Genomic DNA, 17,771 nt, shown 5'->3' with positions numbered 1-17,771 from the left:
ACCTTCGTCACACGCGAGATCACGGCGTCACACGGCTCCGCCGAGACGGTGCAGAACACCTTGGAGGAGAGAAGCCGCGTCGAGGTTCACGCCACCCTTGCGGAGAAAGACGGCGTTGAGCAGCTGATCAGTGGCCAGTTCGCCCTCGGCACGGCGTTCGAGAAACTCCCGCAGCAGATCGTCTGTGTCGCCCAGGGCGTCGGGGCCGAGGTGCGCGGCGACGATCTCCCTAAGCCTCCGCTCGTCGGGCTCAGGGAGATCAAGGCGGACGCAGCGCCGCAGGAAGGCGGGCGGAAATTCCCGTTCGCCGTTGCTTGTGATGACTACGACCGGGAACTCACCGCATCGGACACGGCCTCGTGTGACCGGAGCGGTCTCATCCACGTCGTCGGTCCGAACGTGTACCGGTGCGTGGCTCGCGGGCAGCCTGGTGAGTTCCGAGATTGCGAACTCACCCTCCTCGAAGACGGTCAGCAGGTCGTTGGGCAAGTCGACGTCGCCCTTGTCCAGCTCGTCGATCAGCAGCACGCGAGGACGCTCCCGGGGCACGAGCGCGTTACCCAGGGGGCCAAGCCGGATGTACTGGCCGATGTCCGGTTCCGTGTCGTCCGAGTCTCGGCGCAGGGTCGCCTCGCGCAGCCGACCGACGGCGTCGTAGTGGTAGAGGGCATCCTGAAGAATTGAGCGGCTGTTCACTGGCCACTGCAGGACACGGCCAAGCGCGAGTTCGTGAGCGATGGCGTGGGCCAGCGAGGACTTGCCCGTGCCGGGCTGCCCAGTCACCAGGAGGGGTCGGCGCAGGTGGATTGCCGCGTTCACCACCTCCACCTCGTCAGGGCCGATGAGGTAGGGCCGCGGGTACGGAACCCTGTCGCCGGTCACGGTCTCCTGCCGGTCGAACCGACGCCATGGAGGCGCAGCGGGGAACGGCACCTCACGGCACTCGCCGTCTCCGCGGAACAGCCACCAGTCGCCGCCGTCTGAGGATGAAAGCCAAGGGCTTGTACCGGCCAGGGGCTCTGAGGTGGTCATGACGCGCGCGATCCTCTCCAAGGGTCACTCAGTTGAAGCGACTCAGTCCGCGGAATGTTGCCTTCCGGTTCCCATACGAGGGAGGGCCGTGCCCGCTGCTCCGTCTGACAAACCGCCGAGTCGCTCCGGAAGTCCCGGACTCGCTCGGGAAGTCCCTCCAGGTCGCTGGCGGGAGCCAGGGTCTCCAGTCTCCCTGCGTCCTCATAGCCGATGGCCTCACGGTCCCACAGCACAACCGGGACGCCCAGGACGAGACATGTCAGCAACGAGGACCGGCGCTCGTCGGCGGGGCCGTGGAGGACGACCCGCGCGGTATCACGATGCTTGGTCTTCAGCAGGTTCACGAGCTGTCTGGAGTCGCCAGACGTCCGGTTGGTGATGAAGACCGAGGCGCGTCCGTTCTTCCACCGGCGTTCCTGGTCGACTGCGCGTTCTGGCCTCCGGTAACTGAGCTCCGGGCAGCTCAGGGAGACGCGGTAGTCCGCTCCGATCGGCCACGCCGGAAGGATGTCGTCCAGTGCTCCGGGCTCCCATTCGTCGACGGCCAAGTCGAGCCCCGCCCGGTCGACCACGACGGTCACCCACGGCACATGGTCGCCTTGCCCGTGCTCCTGGGCCGCAGCGAAAACCGCCTCGCTCAGGCTGCTCGCCGCCTCCTGAGGGGTCTTGGGCTCCGACTCAGCCTCCTTGAGCATGCGGTACGAACCGTCGTCGCGGACGAGCAGAATCCGAACCCGGTACCGGTCGTCCCCCGCGCCGGGATCGTGTGCCAGCTCCATGACGACCCGCGACACTGGCGACTCTGCGCGTTTCGACCACTGGGCGGCGTCCGCACGCCGCTCACCCAAGGCCCCATCGCGGATGCCGAGCCGCCGAGCGGTCTTCCCCGACCACGCGCGCAGGTCGTTGCCCAGCTCGCCGCCCGCGACCGCCGCCACGTACTCGACGAGCCGCAGCAGAGCCGGCACCGGCGGGGCACCCTCGGGGTCGCTCACACCGTCGGACAGATCCTCCAAGCCCTCGACCACGCCGTAGACATCGCCCTCGCCGAGCTGGGGGCGGGTGAGGATCTCCGGAAGAACGACGTACCGCAGCGCCTCACCGGCTGTTCGGGACAGCAGCGCCGGCTGCTTCTCGCAGATCCGGCTCAGCAGGACGATCAGAGTGTCGTACTCGTTCATGGAAAGCAGCGACCCGCAGTCGAGCGCCCTGGCCCACGAGAACAGATATGTCAGAGCCGCCCGGGACGTCCCCTGCGCGCTGCTCGCGAGGGCTTCACCGAGCGACGCGATTGCCCGGGGATGCGCCATAAGAAGGGCGACGAGGTCGGCGACGGTGGGCTCATAGCCCTCAGCCTCGTAGCCCAGTTCGTGCGCCAGGGCCCGGGCGTGATCGACACGGACACCGGGGTGCGAGAACAACGGGGCGAGCAGCTTTTCCAGTTCGCGCTCAGCAGCCGTGCGTTCAGCAGCGGGCCCGGCCTCCGGCAGGGACGCGCCGATCGCACTCATCTCGGGAGACCGACCGGTTTGCTCCTTGAGGTGGGACACGAAACCGCCGTCCCCGGCGAAGGAGGACACCGGCAGTGCGATCAGACGACGGGCTCCGTAGGCGTGGTCCTCCTCGGTCACGACGCCGACGAGGTGGCTGCCACAGAAGATCGCCGCCCCCGAGGCCCCGCCCCAGGCGTTCCCGCCGTCAGTACGGGCAGTGGGAGCAGGTCCCTGGTCAAGGACGTAGCGGTCCTTGCCTCCGGAGAGGACCGGCAGGACACCGCGCAGATGCTCTGGGGCCCTGGTTTTCCCCTTGGCAGCCCAGGGGTAGCCGAGGCCCTCGTACGGCAGCGGCGCGGTGCCTGCGGGGCAGCCCCAGCGGACGGAGCCGGACGGACCGATCTCCCGGTCTATGTGCAGCAGCGCGACATCGAGTCCGTCCGGGTGGGTCCAAAGCAACTCCGCGTCCACGCGCGTCGTCTCGCCGTCAAGGTGGTGGCCTATGTGTACGGTGATGACCGGCCACAGCATTCCCGTGTCTCGGTCCTCCAGTACATGGCGGGCGGTCAGTACGACCCGCGGGGCGATCAGATAGCCGGAGCCGACGGTGAGGCGTCCCTGATCGGGGCCCCCGCTGCGGATCAGCGCCAGTCTGCGGCGGTCCACGTCACTCCTCGTCCAGCGACCCGAGCTCATCGTCGCCGATCTCAGGGCGCGTGCCTCCGAGGGCCCGGTCGTTGACCGACAGCTTCAGCACCAGCTTGTGGGTACGGACGGTAGCTTGCTCGCCCCCAGCTCCCACGGCGACCACACCGAAGGAGAGCTTGCCGTCTCCCTTGGCGGACTTGCGCAGTTCAAGCTGCAGCTCCAGTTCCGCCTCTTCGACGCCGAAGGCGAACTGCTGGTTGACGCCGAGCCGCTGTGCCTCGTAGAGCTCCTGCCGCAGCTCCTCGATGGCTGCGGCCAGACCGATAGTTGACACCTTCGCCCCGCCCCCGGTTCAAGACACTCAGAAATCACTAGATCACCGGTACGGTACAACGCTCGCACGACACTTCAAACCCAGGTCATGGGCAATGACTTGAGGAAGCCGTCCACCGCATGCCACCGGCCGAGAATGTCAACGGCCATTGGGCAGGAGAAGACATAGAGCGCCTCCACCCCCGAGGAGATGCACAAACATGACCAAGCCCTACTAGTGACGAGAGGTGACCGCGTACGGCTGCTGATCGAACCGGCGTCGGCTCCTGCTCTCCTCTAGATTCACAAAACACGAGCAGGAGCGGCATCTCCAGCGACGTCAACCACACCGTGGCCCCTCCAAGATCCCGGATCAAGATCTGTCACGGCGCCCGACAGGGAGGCCCGAGGGCCGTCATCAATCAGGAGGTCGACGTGCCAGGTGCATCCGTCCGCTTCCCAGATCTTCACCACGGTCGACGCTGCGATCAAGATCCGTGCACAGACCACTGGTCCCCAGAACTGGTCCCCAAGTCGACCTCGCCGAGCTTTCGGCCCAGTTGGAAGAGAGACGCTTGTGCCATCGCCGACGGGGCATCCGCGACGCACGTCCGAGGACTGCCGCCTGGTCAGGAGGCGGGTTCGTCAGGGACGGTAACGGCGTGAGAACTCGCGACTCGCCGCCTGAGCTCGCGGATGGTGTGCTGCCATTGCCAGGAATCACTGCCGCACCACTCTGCTTCATCATCCGGCTGCCAGGCCGCCAGTTCGTCCAGGCGAGCGATCACCGTGGAGATCTCGGTGTCGGGAATTCCGCTCCCGCCGTCGAGTCGCCCTTTCATACCGTGCAGTTGGTGAGCTGCACGGTAGTAGGACAGTTGGGTGTCGGTGAGCCTGCGCATGGCGTAGCCGCCGCACTTGCTGCACCAGTCGAAGTCGGTGCGCGCCATGAGGTCGGCGACCGTGAGGAGGTCGTCGCCGGCCACGACCGCGCGTTCGTGGGCGTGCCGGCACAGCGGCGAGTGGCCCTTGCCCTCGATCAGAGGGCTGGCGTTGGTGGTGTAGAGCTGGACTGCGGCCAAGGGTCCCAGAGGGAGGCCGCTGCCGCTTCGCCAACGGTCGCTGCCGGGCTGCCGGAAAGGTGCGAGGCTGAGGCGGTCCTCGGTGAGCAGGCCGTGCCATACGGCCACCGGCAGCCCGCCAGGCTGTCCGGCGTCCAGGCTTCGCAGGTCGTGCGCGCCGCGCGCCAGGGCGAGCAGGCGAAGATTCAGGTTCCGGTCTTCGGTGGCATACGTCTGGCGGAGGGTCCGGCGTGTGCCCTCGGCGAGACCCAGTCCTTCGCCGAAATTCGGATCGTGGACGCCCTGGCCGCGACCGGGCAGCTGGGCCTCACGCGCTTCCGGCTCGGGACTCTGTACCAGCTCCTGCAGGCCAAGCACGCTTCCGGGCAGGTCACGGGCCCCTGCGATGAGGACGCCCAGCCACCCCTTGGCCAGCCGCTTCTCGATGCTGTCCAGAGGCAGTACTTCCGCTCCCCCGCTCGCCGAGAAGACAAGGTAGAGCTCGTCGGCAGCGGGCCCAAGTGTGTGCAGCGCACGGATGTGATCGAGGGTGACCGGACGCCGGTCGAAGACCGGGGTGTCATCGAAGACACCCGGCCGGACGATGCCCGGCTGCCTTCCCGAACTGCGGTCAGGTTCGGGCAGATCCGGCGCCGCGGCGGCTGGACTGCACGGAAGGCTGCTCACCGGGCTCAGTAGCCGTTCGGCGACGAGATCAGGCACTTCCAGGATGAGGACGCCGCTCCCCCAGTCGGCATCAACGGTCCACGTGAGCAGCACACCGAGCGTCCACGTATCCAGCCCGTCCAGGAAATCCCGGGCACCGTGACGCGGCATGGCGTCGGATGCTTCCGGCATCTGCGCCGTCAGCCGGCATCTCGGTGCCCGGTCGGCCGGCGTCGCTGCCGCCTGGGCCTGTTCCTCCCAGGAGGCGATCAGGCGCGCTGCCTCGGCTCGGGCCTCGTCGTAGCCCTTCCGATTGCTGCGAATGCCTCGCACGATCTCGTACGAGAGGTATGCACGCGTCCCCGGACCTTCCCAGGGCCGCTCGGCCGCGCTCTGCCACCGGTGCCACAGGTCCACCAGTGCCCTGGACACCCGGCTGTTGCCGCCGAGCACCGCGAAAGCTGGATCCGCGTGCGGAAGCTCGGGCACAGGGAGTGCCGTTGCGGCAGCAGCCACGACAAGCTCCTCCGGGTCTACAAACCGCGCCGCCTGAGACCGAAGCGTCTCCAGGTACCGCGTCTTGACCGTCAGCGACGGCTTCGCCCACTCCTCCAGCCAGGGAAAGTGAGCAAGGGTGGCCTGTGCCCGATGCAGGCTCCGTCCCGCGCCGCGCCAGTGGGCAAAGATCAGACCGCGCAGCTCCTCTGCATCCTCACGTGCCTCCCGCCGCGATATGCCGCCTTCCACCTCCTCCTCGTCATCATCGGAGTCGACATCCTGTTCAGTGCGAAGGAGTTCGGCGGCTTCCCGTGCCTCGCGGTCGGACCAGCGTTCCTCCTCGTCCGGCTTCACGTAGGACTGCAACTGGTACAACAGCCCCGTTCCGCCGAGAGCCCCGAGGAACATGCCCAGTCCGGTACCCGGCCGGCCCCAGACACCCCATGCCGCGCATCGCGAGCACAACCGACGCAACATCGCCGTCTCCAGCGGCACGTCGGCGGTCCTCACCTCGGACGTGCGCAACTGTCCGCACTGCCTCGACACGTGCAGATTGGCCTCCTTGCTCCTGGCCGAATACACCGTGACCAACGAACCCTCGAACGGCCCGAGCGGAACGTCAGCCAACGACAGCTCGATACCCACACGTCCCCCCGACTCTGCTCCTCGACAACTCGAACCCCGCAACACCGCTACCCCTTCCAGGCACCAGAACGGCGCCTCGTCCATTCTTTGAAGGACGCCGTTTCATCACTTGCATGCTCTTCATCAACACCGACACTCCGAGGCCACTGCGTGCACCACGCACTGGTCCCCAGATCTGGTCCCCGACCGACGAGGCGTTTTCCCCCTCCCACTCGCGCACACAGGCAGCCATCGCCTGGCGCAGACAAGGGGATCGCCATGTCCGTCAACGAACGCAGACAATGATCAGGAGAAGCGCCGGTTTGGCCAACCGGCGATCCCGTGTTATGACCGCCAGGCATAGCCGCCGACGGGGGCTGCCTAAGTGACGAGTGCAACAGGCGGCTTCCGAGCACTTGGCGGCACGTTCGAGCCGGCCGAGAGTGCCCAGTCTCCGCCCGCATGCAGGGGACGTTTCTGATCACAGCAGCAAGTCACACACAGGAGACCTGCCGGGCCCCAAAGAGGGCAAAAAGGGGCGACGAAAACTGAACGTTGAAGCGGAACTCCACCACGTCGTCGGACAGGTACCGCCCGCCCTCCAACTGCGTCAAGCAAGCGTGCCGTTGCTGCCGCGTTTGAGAACAGAGCAGGCGCCTTCTAAGCACCCGATCTGATCCACTGCTTGGCAGGTGGCTCCAGCAGAAGAATCCGGCACACAATCTGCCGCCGCAATTGGAGCCAACCCACCGCGCTTTCCGAGTCACAGATCCGAAAGATCGCTAACCTCCGCCATCAAGTGGATTGCCGCTCGCCCACCTTATGGCTCCTGACCGACCCCATGGCGCCCCATTACAAAGCTCACCCGCACCAACAAAAGGCGGCAACTCAAAGACGCTGACAGTCCACTCTGCACTCACGGCAAGGAACTGCGCCGTCCTCGCCGACATCTCCGGCTACTACACCACCAGCACCACCGGCCAGAAATTCCACACCATCAACCCCACCCGCCTCGTCGACACCCGCAGCGGCATCGGCGGATCCACCAGCCCCGTCGCCGCCAACAGCACCTACACCCTCACCAGCACCACCACCCAGCACATCACCATGGCCACCACCCCCGCCATCGCCGCCATCACCGGCCCCACAGCCGGCGGCAACGCCACCGTCTACCCCACCAGCGTCGGCAAACCCGCCACCAGCAACATCAACTGGAGCACCGGCGACACCCTCGCCAACCTCACCCTCACCCCCACCGACACCAGCGGATCCATCACCCACTACAACGACAGCACCGGCACCACCGACCTCGTCATCGACTCCAGCGGCTACTACACCTGACAGCACCAGCCCGTTGAACCCGAAGGGCCGGCCCCGCAACAACGCGAGCCGGCCCTTCGGCACTCCACCAACAGATGTCAGTCCAAACGCCGACCCCGTCAGCCCAAACGGACCCAACACACCGCTCACCCAGGTCCGTACGAACTTCATCTCATCAGGCACGACTGCAATGCGTGCGGTGCCCGATGACACGGACTCGACCTGCATGGAAGATGGCGCAAGGGATCGGTATCGCGCGCATACCCGCGCGCCCACTCCAACCACCGTCGTGCTGATTCCAGGGCTACTCACTCAGGTCCCCGTCCAGTTCAGCAAGCGGAGCCAGAGAACTCCCACGTGATGCCGTGAAGCCATCAGTCAGAACCACCCGCCGGCACCCCGACGCCTCCACGGCCATCTGAACAACAACAGCCAGCTGTCGCGATCGCGACGCGCCGACGCGCAATTGCTGCGGTCAACGATTTTGGGTCGTGCGGGAACAGAGCGGATGCGAATCGGCGGCAGACAGCGGGCGCATGCCCCGGAACTCCGTAAGAGCAGACCGCTGAAAACGCCACCCCGACGACACCGGCTCCGGAAAACCTCCGCGGAAGCGGAGCGGAACTCGCGATTGCCTGTGCGGCGGTGCGCGGGTTCGGGACACCTCCGCGAGAGCGGAGCGGACACCACCGGCATCGACCTGCGCTGCTACATCGTCGGGACACCTCCGCGGGAGCGGAGCGGACGTCGGGCTCAGACTCGGGGGCCGGTGTGGCGGCGGGACACCTTCGCGGGAGCGGAGCGGACCACAGCAGGACCCGCGCGAGGGCGGCCTTGAACGGGACACCTCCGCGGGAGCGGAGCGGACTTCGAGAAGGCCGACGGCTCTCTGATCATCGCCGGGACACCTCCGCGGGAGCGGAGCGGACGAGACCGCCACCCGCAAGGGTGGCAGCGGGGCCGGGACACCTCCGCGGATGCAGAGCCAACTCAGCATTCGAGCGGCTGCTCCTGCTCGCCGACGGAACACCTCCGCAGATGCGGAGCCATCCCTTGCCGACCGTTACAGCCTAATCGGCTTGGCCGTTCCGTTACGTGCCGCGACGGATCCTTTCGATCATGGCCGTTAATCAGTCGCCAGACACGCTTTCAAGCCATTCGATCGGGCGGGACGAGGCGTCGGTCTCCGCTGATGCGGAACCGGGGGACCTTGGGTCGATTTGCACCATGTGTCCCAGGGTTACCTCTGCGTGCGCAGAACGTGTCCTCGGGCACTGTATTGGGCGGCTCTGACAATTGCAGCGAGCCTGATGGTTCCGGTTGCGCCGACTCCATGAGTCCCCTTAGCGTCGCCCTCTGCTTGGGGTTGGCGACTGTGTGTGAACTCGTCGATTTTCGGGCGCTGTTAACGTTTCCGAAAGTGTGAGGAGGGGGAACTTGCGTGCCTTCAGTGCGGCTGACCAGCCGTGCGTCACGCTGGTGTTCCGTCGGGACATGGATCCCGAGGAGTTAGCGGCCCTGGTGCCGGGGGCTGAGCCTGGTGGCCGCCGGGGAGCGGGTCTGCGGACGGCTCTTCTGGCCGCTCATGCTGTGGCCGACCTTGAGGTGGCGAACCCGGCGGTGGAGTCGATGCTGCGGCGCCTCCTGACCGCGCTCGCAGTCCGCGCCGGCGGCCTTGATGTGCCCGACCGGGAGGCGTGGGAGGACCGCTTCGACGCGCTGCTGTCGGCAGGCCGGTTCGATGCGGGGGCCGTGAACGCCTACTTCGACCGGTGGCGGCACCGGTTCGACCTCTATGATCCACACCGGCCATTCCTCCAGGACCCCCGTCTTGCGGCGGAGTGCTCACGCCAGGCGCCGCCCGGGAAACTCGTGATGCCGAGGCCATCGGGATCGAACCAGCCCTGGCTGGACCGGACGCCGCAGGAGGTCTCCGTACCGTCCGGCGAGGCCCTGGGCTGGCTGCTCGCCTGGCGCGGCTACGGGCCGTCCGGCACCGGAGCCCAGCGCCAGCACAGCGGCACGAACTCCAAGAACATGAAGGCCGCGCCGCTGCGGGCGCTGGTGTCCATTCACCCGCTGGGCGAGAGCCTGTTCACCTCACTCGTCCTGTCGTGCCCGCCGCCGGCGGGAGGAGAAGATCCGGCCCAGGATCTCGCGCCGTGGGAGCGTGAGGAGCTCGAAGACCCCCTGCTGCCAACCCCCGCCTGCGGGCCCGTCTCGCTCCTGACCGGCCGAAGCGCCCACCATGTCCTGCTGTCTTCAAACGAGACGGGAGCGGAGACGACGGGCTGCTGGGTTGCCTGGGGCACTCGGACGGATCTGCCCCCGGCCCGGGATCCGTTCGTCATCGACCGCGCCAAGGGTGGCCCGGTGCGGGCGAGTTGGCGCCGTTCCCTGCTGCGGGACTTCGACGCCTTCATCCACGCGAAGAATCCCGCCGCGGCGGGCGTCCTGGGGCAGATTCTTCCGGCCTGGCTGTCGGTGTTCGCCGACCTGCCCGAGGACGTGCTCGACGGGCTGGGGCCGGTGCGCGTGCGGGCGCTGGGCTGCCACCAGGAAAAGCAGGAGCGGGACGAACACTGGTACGCCGCAACGACCCCGGCGAGCATCGCCGCGTTCCTGCCTTCCCGGCATCCTGAGCGCGCGGCCCGCGTGGCCGACACCCGCAAGGCGGCGGAGGGCGCGGCGGCCGATCTGGCCAGGGCTCTGCGTACGGCGTGGAAGCACCTGGCGCCCGGCGAGAAGTCCTGCCCGTGGGCGGATGAGGCGACCGCCGCGTACTGGGACCGCGCCGAGGCGCTGTTCTGGCCCTCGATCAGCCACGACAACGCCGAGGCGCCCCGGTTTCGCAGCCTGGCCCTGGAGATCTACGACGCCACCACCCGGCCGGCCGCGACCACCCCACAGGGATTGCACCCGGTGGCCCAGGCCCGCACCCAGCTCACCCACCCACGCACTCCCGGAAGGAGGGCGAAGGCCGCATGAGTACCGAGTCCCCGCCCGCCCCGTCGGCCAAGAAGCACCCGCTGGAGTCGTTCGAGCGGTTCATGCGCACCGTCCGCAGTGCGTGTGCCACACCGGGCGGCCGGGCCGCCCTGCGCAACGGGCTGGCCGAGGAACTGTCCTCCCCGTGGCAGCTGTACATGCATCTGCTGCCCGCCGGAGGGATCCCGGCCTACGCGCCCACCCGCGAGGCCGAACGCCCGTATCTGCTCGTGGCCTGCCTGTACGCCGTCCACGACGCCCCCAACCCCCGTACCGCGAAGTCGAACCCGCCGCCTGCGGCGAAACCGGCGCAGGTGTGGCAGAACCTGGGCTGGTCCTACGCCCGCGCCGCACATACGGGCGCGATGCGCCGACAGAACGCCGCCGACGCGCTGTCGCACCTGGCCGAGCTCGGCGGCGACGACCTCGTCCGGGAGCTTCCCGGCGCGATCTCGTTGCTGCGCTCGCAGCAGATCCCCGTCAAGTGGCCGGTGCTGCTGCGGGATCTGACCCGCTGGCCGAAGTGGGCGGACGACGTCCGCGTCGACTGGGCCCGCGCCTTCCACACCCCCACCAGCCGCACTGCTGAGGAGAACACCAAGTGATCAACATCGGCCCGGGAAGCCTGCACGTCGACCTTCACCTGATCCAGTCCTACCCGTACTCCAACGTGAACCGCGACCGGCAGGGTGCCCCGAAGTCCGCGCGCTACGGCGGTGTGATGCGCGCCCGCACTTCCTCGCAGAACGGCAAGCGGCACACCCGCAGGGCCGTGGAGAAGGCCACCGGGATCCGCGCGGTGCGCACCCGCGGCGTCCCCCAGGAAGTCGCCGAGCGGCTGACCGCCCGCGGCTGGCAGCCGGAACCGGCCCTGGCCGCAGGCCAGATGCTGATCCTGGCGGCCGGGGTGAAGGGGCTGGGCATCGCCGACTCGCAGGGCACCAACGCCCTGCTGTTCCTGCCCGAAAGCGCCCTGGACGAGCTGGCGGACCTGGCCGACACCCACCGCGGAGACATCACCCAGGCGGTCTACGACATCGAGGCCGAGGCGGCGAAGGCGGCGAAGAAGACCACCCGCACCACGGCGGACGCCGACCTGGACGCGGCGGCAGACGCCGAGGAAGAGCCCGCGGTCGGCGAGGGCAGTTTGCTGGCCAAGTACGCGGCGAAGATCGTGCCCAAGGCGGTGGTGCTGACCATTCTGCAGTCCAAGAACGCCTCGGTCGCCGCCTTCGGCCGCATGCTCGCCAACGAGGCCGGCTCCACGGTCGACGGCGCCGTGCAGATGGCGCACGGACTGAGCACCCATGCGGCCAGCACCCAGCTGGACTACTTCACCGCCGTCGACGACGTCCTCGAAGAAGCGGGCACCGAGCGCGGCGCCGGGCACATGGGCGACCAGCGCTACACCTCCGCCACCTTCTACCGGTACACATCCGTGAACGTCACCGAACTCCTGGGCAACCTCGACGCCGACACCGACACCGCCCAGGCCGTGCTGGCGGAGTTCGTGCGCGCCTTCGTCACCACGGTGCTGCCGGCCAAAGCCTCCGGCACCGCCCCGTTCACCCTGCCGCACCTGACCTACGTCGCGGTGCGCTCGGACCGTCCGGTCAGCCTGGTCGGCGCCTACGAGACCCCGGTGCCCGACAGCACCGAGGGCTACCTGCCCCGCTCCCTGCAGCGGCTGAACGACCATGCCCGGGCCCACCACCGTTTCCTGGGCACCGGCGGCCTACTCACTCACGCCCACAGCGGCCTGACCGACGAAGCCTTCGACGCGCTCGGCGACCGCCTCGACGGCCTGGCCGACCTGATCGCCCGGATTAGCGACACCGTCGCCAAGGAGCTGTCGTGAGCGACGGGCTCCTGCTGCACCTGTCCGGGCCCCTGCAATCCTGGGGCTCGGACGCCGACTTCGAGGTGCGCACCACCCACCGCTGGCCCACCCGCTCCGGACTGAACGGTCTGCTCGCCTGCTGCCTGGGCCGCCCCCGCGACAGCGACAACACCGACCTCGGCGAGCTGTCGTTCACCATCCGTGTGGACCGTCCGGGCCAGCGGGAGATGGACTTCCACACCATCGGCGGCGGCTACCCCCGCCACCTCACCCCGCCCACCGCCGACGGCAAGTTCCGCAAGTTGGGCGAGGGCACCATCCTCACCCAGCGCTGGTACCTGACGGACGCTGCCTTCACCATCGCCGTCACCGGTCCCGCGCCCACGCTCGTCAGGTGCGTCCAGGCCCTCCAACGCCCCCGGTTCGCCCCGTACTTGGGTCGCCGTTCCTGCGTCCCGGACACCCCGATCCTCATCCGGTCCGACGTGACCGACCCGGTGGTCGAGCTCGACCGTCTGCCGCTGCACCGCACCCCAGCACGGTCCGGCGCCCGCGAGCCGGTGACGTTCCTCTACGACACAGCCCCCGAGCCCGGAGCCCTAATGGACACGGAGATCCGCGACCAGCCCGGCCCGCACCGCCACTTCACCAACCGCCCCGTGTGGGAGCGGCAACGCCCGCTGCCCGACGCCGACGAGGCCGGCCGGGGCACGGACTGGCTCACCGCACTGACCGCCTACCGAGAGGCAGCCGCCGCATGACCACCACCCCCACGGCCGCCACCCAGACGGTGCACCTGGCCCAGCTCCACCTTGCGGCCCGCAGCCGGGACGTCCACCGCGACCTGAAGGACGCCACCCGCCTGCACACCACCATCCAGGCCCTGTTCCCCGACGCCCTCGGGCCCGCCCCCCGGACGGCCACGAACACCCTCTACCGCATCGAGCGCGAGCAAACCGGTGCGCTGCTGCTGATCCAGTCCACGCTGCCCATCAACCGCAACGCCCTCCCCTCCGGCTACGCCAGCCAGGTCGAATACCGCGACCTGGGCCCGCTGCTCAACTGGGTGGACGAAGGCCGCGTCGTGCGCTTCCGGATCGACGCCAACCCGATCAAGAGCGTGCCAGTGCCCGGCGCCCGGCGCGGCAAGCGGGTGCCCGTCTCCGGCGAGGAAGCCCTTGCCTGGTGGGAGCGCCAAGCAGGCCGGGCCGGACTGGCCAACCAGCTCGTCCTCGACCTCCCGCAGCCCGACGTGCTCGGCTCGCGCAGTGAGAGCAAGGGGATCCGGCTGCGGGCGATGCGCTTCGAGGGCGTCGCCACCGTCACCGATCCCGAGGCCCTGCGCACCGCGATCACCACCGGCATCGGGCAGGGCCGCGCCTACGGCCTTGGCCTTCTGTCCATCGCCCCCTACCGCTCCTGACCCCTGGCTCCCGCCGTTTCTCCACCCGGCCCCGGCCGACGCCGGGGCCGCCGGCCTGTCCGTATGAAAGGAATCAGGGCGCGTGTCCGCTCCGTTCGAACTCCGGCTGTGGGGCAAGGAACGCGGTCTTACCCACCCCTATCCGCTGGGCTGCCACGCCATCGACGCCGCCGTGATGGCGGCATCCCTGTGGGACCGCTACCTCACCCCCCACCAGCGCACCGTCATCGCCGACGGCTGGGGCCTGACCGAGACCGAGGCCCGCACCTTCGTCATCTGCCTGGCCGGTCTCCATGACCTCGGCAAGATCACTCCCGGCTTCCAGGGCTGCGTGCCCGGCGCCCACGAGCTCACCGGACAGCCCGGATACGAACCCGCACCCGCCACCGCCAGCAGCCCGAACCACCAGCGGGCCACACACCTTGCTCTGCCGGAACTCCTGCACCGCCTGCACGGCCTGCCGCTCACCGGCCGCCCTACCCGCGGCGCAGCCCACCAGATCGGCCAGCTGCTCGGCGGCCACCACGGCACCTACCCGATCGCCCTGTCCCATCAGGGAAGTGAACTCACCTGCCCGCTCGCCGCCGCACCCGGCCTGGGGGAGAAGGCATGGGACGAGCAGCGCGAACACCTCGTCCAGCTCATCCACGACCTCTTAGGCACCCCCACCTGGCCCACCCGCCCGGCCACCGGCCCCGCCGCGGCGGTCACCACCGGCCTGGTGATCCTGGCCGACTGGCTCGTCTCCCAACTGCCCTGGATCCGCGCCCGCCAGCGCCGCTGGGACCGCGACCCCACCCAGCACTGGCACGCCCACGCCCGCCGGGCCCGCCGCGCCGCCCCCAAGACCCTACGCGAGGCCCAACTCGTCCCACCCACCTGGCGACGCACCCGCAGCTTCCACACCCTCTTCCCCCACCTGCGCGGCAAGACCCTGCACCCTCTTCAGACCAGCCTCGCCCAATACCTCCCGGCCCTGGCCGGGAAGAGACCCGGCCTGCTGCTGATCACCGCGCCGCCCGGCGAAGGCAAAACCGAATGCGCCCTGTTCGCCGAACGCGTCATGGGACCGGCCGCCGGCACCAAGGGCCTGGCCTTCCTGCTGCCGACCATGGCCACCACCGACGCCATGTGGGCCAGGGTCCGGGCGTACGCCCGCGACAACTGCCGTACCCCACCCCCCATCACGCTGCTGCACGCGATGGCCTGGCTGGACGCCGACTACGCCCCTGACCAGCTCGCCACCGCGACATCCAGCCCGGACGTGGTGGCCGAATGGCTTCGCGGCCGCCACCGCGGCTTCCTCGCCGGCATCGCCGTCGGCACTTGGGATCAGGCCGCCCTCGCCGTCCTCCCACACCGCTTCTTGGCCCTGCGCTGGCTCGGCCTGTCCGGCAAAACCGTCATCATCGACGAGGTCCACGCCTACGACGCCCACGGCCACGCACTGACCCTGCGCCTGCTCGAATGGCTCGGCGCCCTCGGCGTCCCCGTCGTCCTGCTGTCCGCCACCGTCACCGGCGACAGTGCCGCCGCCCTCATCCACGCCTACCGCCGCGGCGCCGGACACCACGACACCCCACCGATCAACCCCAGCTACCCCGGCTGGACCTACACCGACCACACCACCGGAACCATCACCACCTCACCCACCCTCGGCTCCAACCGAGCCCACCCGCTCACCATCGACACCCTCACCTGCACCCACACCCACAATCCGGACCATGAAGGAGGCCGCGCCCGCGCCGTGCTCGACTTGCTCGCCCCCCTCGAACAGGCTCGCAAGGGCTGCGCGTTGGTCATCTGTAACACCGTCGCCGACGCCCAGGCCACCCGCGACCTCCTTGACACCGCCTGGGCCACCAGCACCGACCGGCCGCTCGTGCGGATCCTGCACGCCCGGATGCCCGCCCGGCAGCGCACCGCGATCACCCGCCGCCTCCAACGATGGACCGGCCCCCACGGCAAACGCCCCCACCGGCCGTTCGTCGTGATCACCACGCAGGTCGCCGAACAGTCCCTCGACGTGGATTTCGATCTCGTCATCAGCGATCTGGCCCCGCTCGCCCTCCTCCTCCAGCGAGCCGGCCGCGGCCACCGCCACCCCCGCACCGACCGCCCCACCTGGGCGGCCAAGCCGCGCCTGGCCGTCCTCATCCCCGCCGGCCAACTCCCGCCCCCTGCCTGGGGAGACGTCTACCCCGCCTCCCTCCTGCGCCGCACCCGCGACCTCCTCACCACCCTCGACGGCGAACCGGTCAATGTCCCCGAGGACGTCCAACGCCTCGTCGACCAGGTCTACGGACCCGAGTTCGCAGGCGCCGACGACACCGCCCGCCTCGCCGACGACACCCAACGCACCGCCACCGCCCACCTCACCGCCATCCCCGCCCCGGCATCCGTCCGCGACCTGCACCCCCTCACCAACACCGACGAACACCCCGACCAGATCGCCACCCGCCTCGGCGCCGACACCGTCCGCATCCTGCCCACCTACCTCACCCCCGACGGCCACCACTGGCTCCACCCCACCCACCACACCCCGCGAACCGCCCTGCCCCAGCGCATCGACCCCGACGACCGCCACACCATCCGCCAACTCATGCAGGCCACCATCCCCGTCAACAGCCAATGGCTCACCGGCCGCGGCCCCGCCACCCACATCCCCGACAACTGGTCCCACATCCCCGGCCTACGCGACCTCATCCTGCTGCCCCACCCCGTCACCCCCACCGCCATCAACGCCTACCGGGCAGCAAGAAGAGCCATCAGCCTCGACCCACAGAACGGCCTCATGCGCCACTGACCCCCGGTTAGCTCCTCCGGCCGCGAGCCACGTACCTTGATAACAAAATGGCAAAACCGGCCTGCCCGTGCAGGTCAGCAAGAGTCTGCTCCGCGCCCGCAGAGGTCACCCGCGAACCGACCTGGGAAAAGGCTGATCGATGATGTCTGCTCCGCACCCGCAGAGGTCACCCGAGGTCGTCGCTGCTGTACGGCATCAGCCTTCCGTCTGCTCCGCACCCGCAGAGGTCACCCGGCGATCGGGGACTGTGCCCGCAAGTACGAGGGGTCTGCTCCGCACCCGCAGAGGTCACCCGAACTCGGCGGCCACCTCCATGCCCATCAGGCGGTCTGCTCCGCACCCGCAGAGGTCACCCGCACGCGCACCCCGAGGAGTACCGCCAGGCGATGTCTGCTCCGCACCTGCAGAGGTCACCCGTCCCAGTTGTCGCTGTCAGGGCCGCTGTACGAGTCTGCTCCGCACACGCGCAGGTCACCCGACGAGGAGGTAGGCGGCGCGCGCTGTGCCCTTGTCTGCTCCGCACCTGCGGAGGTCACCCGGCGCGCCACAGGGCCCAGCGCCAGAAGTACACGTCTGCTCCGCACTTGCGGAGGTCACCCGTTCAACGAGCTGAGCGGGCCCGTCTACGTGCAGTCTGCTCGCACCCGCAGAGACCATCCGATGACGCACGAGGGCATGACAGTGCCGAAGGTGTCCGCTCCGTACCCGCGGTAGGTCACCTGGAAGCCCGAGAATTCAACGGCTGGACTCAGCAGTCCGCTTCGCCCCCGCGGAGGTCACCCGGCCGCCGGACACGAGGCTCCGGTCGAGTTGATGTCTGCTCCACGCCTGCAGAGGTAACCCGCAGACCGACGCCTGGCAGCGGCACGCGCTCGTGTCCGGGCCGCACGTGCGGAGGTTCACCCGTTCTCCAGCGTCGCCTCGGCCAGGGAGGTTTCGTCCGCTCCGCTCCGAGGAGGTCACTCGCAGAAGAACGCCGCGCGGATCATGTCGACTACGTCCGCTCCGCACCCGCGTGACACAGCGGAGGTCACCCGGGAACCGCGGAGCTGGCGAACGC

The 17,771-nt window shown here is 69.0% G+C and carries 11 protein-coding genes and 1 CRISPR repeat array; of the genes, 7 read left to right on the top strand and 4 right to left on the bottom strand.

Going from position 1 to position 17,771, the window contains the following annotated elements; all coding sequences use genetic code 11:
* Positions 1-27 precede the first annotated feature (27 nt).
* The 4 genes from AB0I69_RS14760 to AB0I69_RS14745 form a co-directional block, all read right to left on the bottom strand.
* Entirely contained in the window at positions 28-1,032 is a 1,005-nt protein-coding gene (locus AB0I69_RS14760) for a MoxR family ATPase (RefSeq protein WP_363095992.1), read from the bottom strand.
* Positions 1,029-3,191 carry a trypsin-like serine protease gene (locus AB0I69_RS14755; RefSeq protein WP_363095991.1) on the bottom strand — a complete coding sequence of 721 codons (2,163 nt, stop codon included), beginning with the start codon at positions 3,189-3,191 and terminating at the stop codon, positions 1,029-1,031. The genes AB0I69_RS14760 and AB0I69_RS14755 overlap by 4 nt, the downstream gene beginning before the upstream one ends.
* Position 3,192: 1 nt before the next feature.
* Entirely contained in the window at positions 3,193-3,507 is a 315-nt protein-coding gene (locus tag AB0I69_RS14750) for a trypco2 family protein (protein WP_363095990.1), read from the bottom strand.
* A gap of 607 nt (positions 3,508-4,114) precedes the next feature.
* A complete protein-coding gene (locus tag AB0I69_RS14745) occupies positions 4,115-6,355 on the bottom strand; it encodes a hypothetical protein (RefSeq protein WP_363095989.1) in 2,241 nt (746 codons plus the stop codon).
* An 801-nt stretch (positions 6,356-7,156) separates the two neighbouring features.
* Here AB0I69_RS14745 and AB0I69_RS14740 point away from each other — a divergent pair.
* From AB0I69_RS14740 to cas3, 7 genes are all read left to right on the top strand, one after another.
* Positions 7,157-7,675, top strand: a complete 519-nt coding sequence (locus AB0I69_RS14740; protein ID WP_363095988.1) for a hypothetical protein — start codon at positions 7,157-7,159, stop codon at positions 7,673-7,675.
* A gap of 1,473 nt (positions 7,676-9,148) precedes the next feature.
* Positions 9,149-10,642, top strand: coding sequence for a type I-E CRISPR-associated protein Cse1/CasA (casA, locus tag AB0I69_RS14735; protein WP_363096151.1), 1,494 nt, complete (start codon positions 9,149-9,151; stop codon positions 10,640-10,642).
* A complete protein-coding gene (gene casB / locus AB0I69_RS14730) occupies positions 10,639-11,247 on the top strand; it encodes a type I-E CRISPR-associated protein Cse2/CasB (RefSeq protein ID WP_363095987.1) in 609 nt (202 codons plus the stop codon). Before casA ends, casB begins: the two co-directional genes overlap by 4 nt.
* Positions 11,244-12,500, top strand: coding sequence for a type I-E CRISPR-associated protein Cas7/Cse4/CasC (gene cas7e, locus AB0I69_RS14725; RefSeq protein WP_363095986.1), 1,257 nt, complete (start codon positions 11,244-11,246; stop codon positions 12,498-12,500). Before casB ends, cas7e begins: the two co-directional genes overlap by 4 nt.
* Positions 12,497-13,243 (top strand): type I-E CRISPR-associated protein Cas5/CasD, encoded by a 747-nt coding sequence (gene cas5e, locus AB0I69_RS14720; protein ID WP_363095985.1) that lies wholly within the window; start codon positions 12,497-12,499, stop codon positions 13,241-13,243. Before cas7e ends, cas5e begins: the two co-directional genes overlap by 4 nt.
* Positions 13,240-13,905 (top strand): type I-E CRISPR-associated protein Cas6/Cse3/CasE, encoded by a 666-nt coding sequence (gene cas6e, locus AB0I69_RS14715; protein ID WP_363095984.1) that lies wholly within the window; start codon positions 13,240-13,242, stop codon positions 13,903-13,905. The genes cas5e and cas6e overlap by 4 nt, the downstream gene beginning before the upstream one ends.
* 82 nt (positions 13,906-13,987) lie before the next feature.
* Positions 13,988-16,711 (top strand): CRISPR-associated helicase Cas3', encoded by a 2,724-nt coding sequence (gene cas3, locus AB0I69_RS14710; protein WP_363095983.1) that lies wholly within the window; start codon positions 13,988-13,990, stop codon positions 16,709-16,711.
* 83 nt (positions 16,712-16,794) lie between these two features.
* Positions 16,795-17,371: direct repeats of the CRISPR family, unit length 29 nt; unit sequence GTCTGCTCCGCACCCGCAGAGGTCACCCG.
* Between the last annotated feature and the right edge of the window lie 400 nt (positions 17,372-17,771).

Origin of the sequence: Streptomyces sp. NPDC050508 (assembly GCF_040655155.1) — a bacterium.
Classification (GTDB): domain Bacteria; phylum Actinomycetota; class Actinomycetes; order Streptomycetales; family Streptomycetaceae; genus Streptomyces.
The sequence above is the reverse complement of the archived record's forward strand: the minus strand, read 5'-3'. Positions and strand labels throughout refer to the sequence as shown.

Bases quoted from the DNA above. Each gene is read 5' to 3' on its own strand.
- AB0I69_RS14760 (WP_363095992.1), bottom strand. From the start codon at position 1,032: ATGACCACCTCAGAGCCCCTGGCCGGTACAAGCCCTTGGCTTTCATCC.
- casA (WP_363096151.1), top strand. From the start codon at position 9,149: ATGGATCCCGAGGAGTTAGCGGCCCTGGTGCCGGGGGCTGAGCCTGGT.
- casB (WP_363095987.1), top strand. From the start codon at position 10,639: ATGAGTACCGAGTCCCCGCCCGCCCCGTCGGCCAAGAAGCACCCGCTG.
- AB0I69_RS14740 (WP_363095988.1), top strand. From the start codon at position 7,157: ATGGCTCCTGACCGACCCCATGGCGCCCCATTACAAAGCTCACCCGCA.
- cas6e (WP_363095984.1), top strand. From the start codon at position 13,240: ATGACCACCACCCCCACGGCCGCCACCCAGACGGTGCACCTGGCCCAG.